The sequence below is a fragment of the Actinotalea sp. genome, from assembly GCF_035443605.1.
GTDB lineage: Bacteria > Actinomycetota > Actinomycetes > Actinomycetales > Cellulomonadaceae > Actinotalea.
In genome coordinates this window covers 1-3,163 of record NZ_DAORSQ010000180.1, presented here as the reverse complement: position 1 = coordinate 3,163, position 3,163 = coordinate 1, and the positions used below count along the sequence as shown (strand labels likewise).

Genomic DNA, 3,163 nt, shown 5'->3' with positions numbered 1-3,163 from the left:
GCCGATGCCGACGACCTTGATGACGGCGAGGTAGTTCTGGGGTGCTGCCACGATACGGGCCTTCCACTGGGTCTGAACTCGGGTTCGCTGTTCGAAAAACTCTCAACGTAAGGTTGACAGTCACACTTCGGATGCGGTTCTATGGCATGACGCTAGGTCGGTCCCCGACGTCAGGCAAAGACGCGGTGGGCGTGTCGCGACATCCCCTGCGGAAATCCTTTCACGGGCAGACTCAGCCGTCACTTTGACCCCATGAGTCACACCCGTCACGCGGTGAGGCTACGCGGGGAGTCCTCAGCGGGTCACCGGCGTCTCCGGTGCACTCACGTCGATGACCTTGGCCTTGGTGGGCAGCAGCGCCATCAGGATCGCCACCTTGCGCTCGGAGTCCGCGCCACTGCCCCACACGACGGTGCGCTTGCCGAGGGTGAAGGTCACCAGGTTGGCACTGCTCACGGTGATGCCGGAGACCTGGCTCGAGAGGTCGGACGGCAGGGCGTTCAGCAGCGCGAGCGCCGACTGCATGGCCTCGCGAGTGGCGCCTCTGGCCCCCACCGCCGTCACCACGGGCACCCCCTTCGGCGCTGCCTTGACGACACCGAAGGCGATCCCCTCCGCATCCACAACCTCAAGTTGACCTTGAGGGTTCTTCACGACGATGGCCGGGGTCCGCAGGACGATGTCGACGGCCAGGGTGCTCGGCCAGGCTCGGCGCACCGACACCTCGGCGTCGGTGATCCGCTCACGAACCCGGGCGGCCACGGCGTCGGTGTCCACGCGTGCCAACGGGGTGCCGATCGGGACGTCGACGAGCTCGGTGACGGCGGCGGCCTCGGCACCGGTCGCTCCCGACACATCGACCGCGGAGACGCCGAGGATGCTGCTCCACCCCAGCAGCCAGACGAGCACCCCCGCGACGGTGGCGGCACCAAGAGCCACGAGCGCCCGTCGCCACGGACGACGGCGGTTCGCGAGCTCGCGCTCCCGGAACCGGGCCGAGGAGGATGCCGTGGCTCCCGCTGGATACTCGGTGCGCAGGCTCATCGGGACCCTCCGTCAGTGGTCGTGCGGTAGTCAGGGGTCGTGCGGTGGTCAGTGGCAGTGCGGGCACCAGCCAGGGCGTCCACCACGAGGGGCGCCAGGGCGGTGACGTCCCCGGCCCCGACGACGAGGACGAGGTCCCCGGGCCGGGCGCGCTGCGCGACCGCCGCCACGGCATCCTCACGACTGGGGCCGACGAGCACGCTGCGCTCCCCCGGCAGCTCGCGCAGCGGGTCCCCGATGAGGCCCGAGCTGATCCCGTCGACGGGAGCCTCACGGGCGCCGTAGACGTCGAGCAGCACGACGTGGTCGGCAGGAGCCAGCGCGTGGGCGAACTCGACGGCGAAGTCGCGCGTGCGGGAGTACAGGTGGGGCTGGAAGATCACGTGCAGCGACCCGGAACCCGCGCGGCGCACGAGGTCCGCCCCGGTGCTGACCACCGCGGCCACCTTCGGCGCGTTGTGGGCGTAGTCGTCGACGACGGTGACCCCGCCAACCTCACCGCGGACCTCGAAGCGACGCCGTGCGCCCGAGAACGAGGCGAGGCCGGCCAGCACGGCATCCGCATCAGCGCCGACGCCGCGCACCGCGGCGAGGTAGGCGGCGCAGGCGTCCATGACGTTGTGCGGGCCCGGGACGAGGAGTTCGAGGGTGCTCAGGGACCCGTCGAGCACGAACGACGAGTGGGTGCCGAGCCCATCGGCCTCGGTGGACAGCACGTGCAGGTCGGCCCCCACCTCGTAGCCGTAGGTCACGACGGCTCCGCCGCGCGAGCGCACCGCCTGCGCCAGTCGACGCGAGCCGGGGTCGTCGAAGCAGGCGACGACGAGGCCGTCGGCGGGCACCGTGGCGGCGAACGCGGCATACGCCTCCTCGACCCGCTCGGCAGTGCCGTAGAAGTCGAGGTGGTCCGGCTGGACGTTGGTCACGACAGCGACGTCCGGGCGGTAGGCGAGGAAGGAGCCGTCGCTCTCGTCGGCCTCGACGACGAACACCGAGCCGACACCGATCGCGGCGTTGGTGGCGAGCTGGGCGATCTCGGCCCCGCAGGCGTAGGACGGGCGCTCACCCGCGGCGTCGAGCGCGACGACGAGCATCGAGGTCGTCGTCGTCTTGCCGTTCGCCCCGGCGACCGCGACCCGTCGCGAGCCGGCCATCAACGACGCCAGGGCCTGCGAGCGGTGCAGCACCCGAAGCTCCGCCGCGCGCGCCGCAGCGAGCTCGACGTTGTCCTCCCGGATCGCCGACGACACGACGACGGTGTCGACCCCGGCCAGGTGTGCGGCGTCGTGGCCGAGGTGGACGCGTGCCCCGAGGTCGCGCAGCGCCTGCAGGGCTGGCCCGTCGGCGGCATCGGACCCGCTGACGCCCACCCCACGGGCGAGGAGCAGGCGGGCCACCGCGGACATCCCGGCACCGCCGATCGCGATGAGGTGCACGCGGCCGAGGTCCTCGAGCGGTGTGGCCGGCGCCGTGACGTCGAACCTCATGTCGGGCAGGGTCATCGGGCGCGCCCCGCCGCCGTGCTGGCCCCGGCAGCAGCGGCCACGACGAGGTCGGCGAGCAGCTCGTCGCCGCCGCGCTCCCCCACCGAGGCCGACCCAGAGGCCATGACACCCAGTCGCTGGTCGTCGAGCGCGAGCGGGCGCACGACGTCGTCGACCCAGGCCGCGGTGACCGCGGAGTCCTCGACGAGCAGGCCCCCGCCAGCAGCGATGACGCTCGCCGCGTTCAGCCGCTGTTCCCCGTTCCCGATGGGCAGGGGCACGTAGATGGCAGGCAGGCCGACCGCTGTCAGCTCACAGACGGTGTTCGCGCCGGAGCGGGCGACCACGAGGTCGGCCGCGGCGTAGGCGAGGTCCATGCGGTCGCAGTACGGGACGACGACGTACGGCGCGCCGGTGACGCCCTCGGGCACGAAGTCCTTGCCGGTGCCCGCGACGTGCAGCACCTGCACCCCTGCGCGGGACAGGCGTGCCGCCGCGGCGGCGAAGGCGTCGTTGAGACGCTGCGCACCGAGCGACCCACCGGTGACGAGCACGGTCGGGGCGTCGCTCAGACCGAAGTGGGCCCTGGCCTGCTCGCGCAGGGCACCCCGGTCCAGGGTCGCGATCTCGCGCCG

Annotated in this window: 3 protein-coding genes; all 3 read right to left on the bottom strand. The window is 72.2% G+C overall.

Annotation, left to right across the window (positions count from 1 at the left end):
* Window positions 1-294 precede the first annotated feature (294 nt).
* On the bottom strand, window positions 295-909 hold the full coding sequence (locus PKY62_RS12865) for a cell division protein FtsQ/DivIB (protein ID WP_324537578.1): 615 nt from the start codon (window positions 907-909) through the stop codon (window positions 295-297).
* Between the two features lie 131 nt (window positions 910-1,040).
* Entirely contained in the window at window positions 1,041-2,531 is a 1,491-nt protein-coding gene (gene murC / locus PKY62_RS12860) for a UDP-N-acetylmuramate--L-alanine ligase (protein ID WP_324537576.1), read from the bottom strand.
* Between the two features lie 11 nt (window positions 2,532-2,542).
* Window positions 2,543-3,163, bottom strand: a 621-nt coding sequence (locus tag PKY62_RS12855; protein WP_324537574.1) for a UDP-N-acetylglucosamine--N-acetylmuramyl-(pentapeptide) pyrophosphoryl-undecaprenol N-acetylglucosamine transferase, incomplete at its 5' end; no start/stop codon positions are given.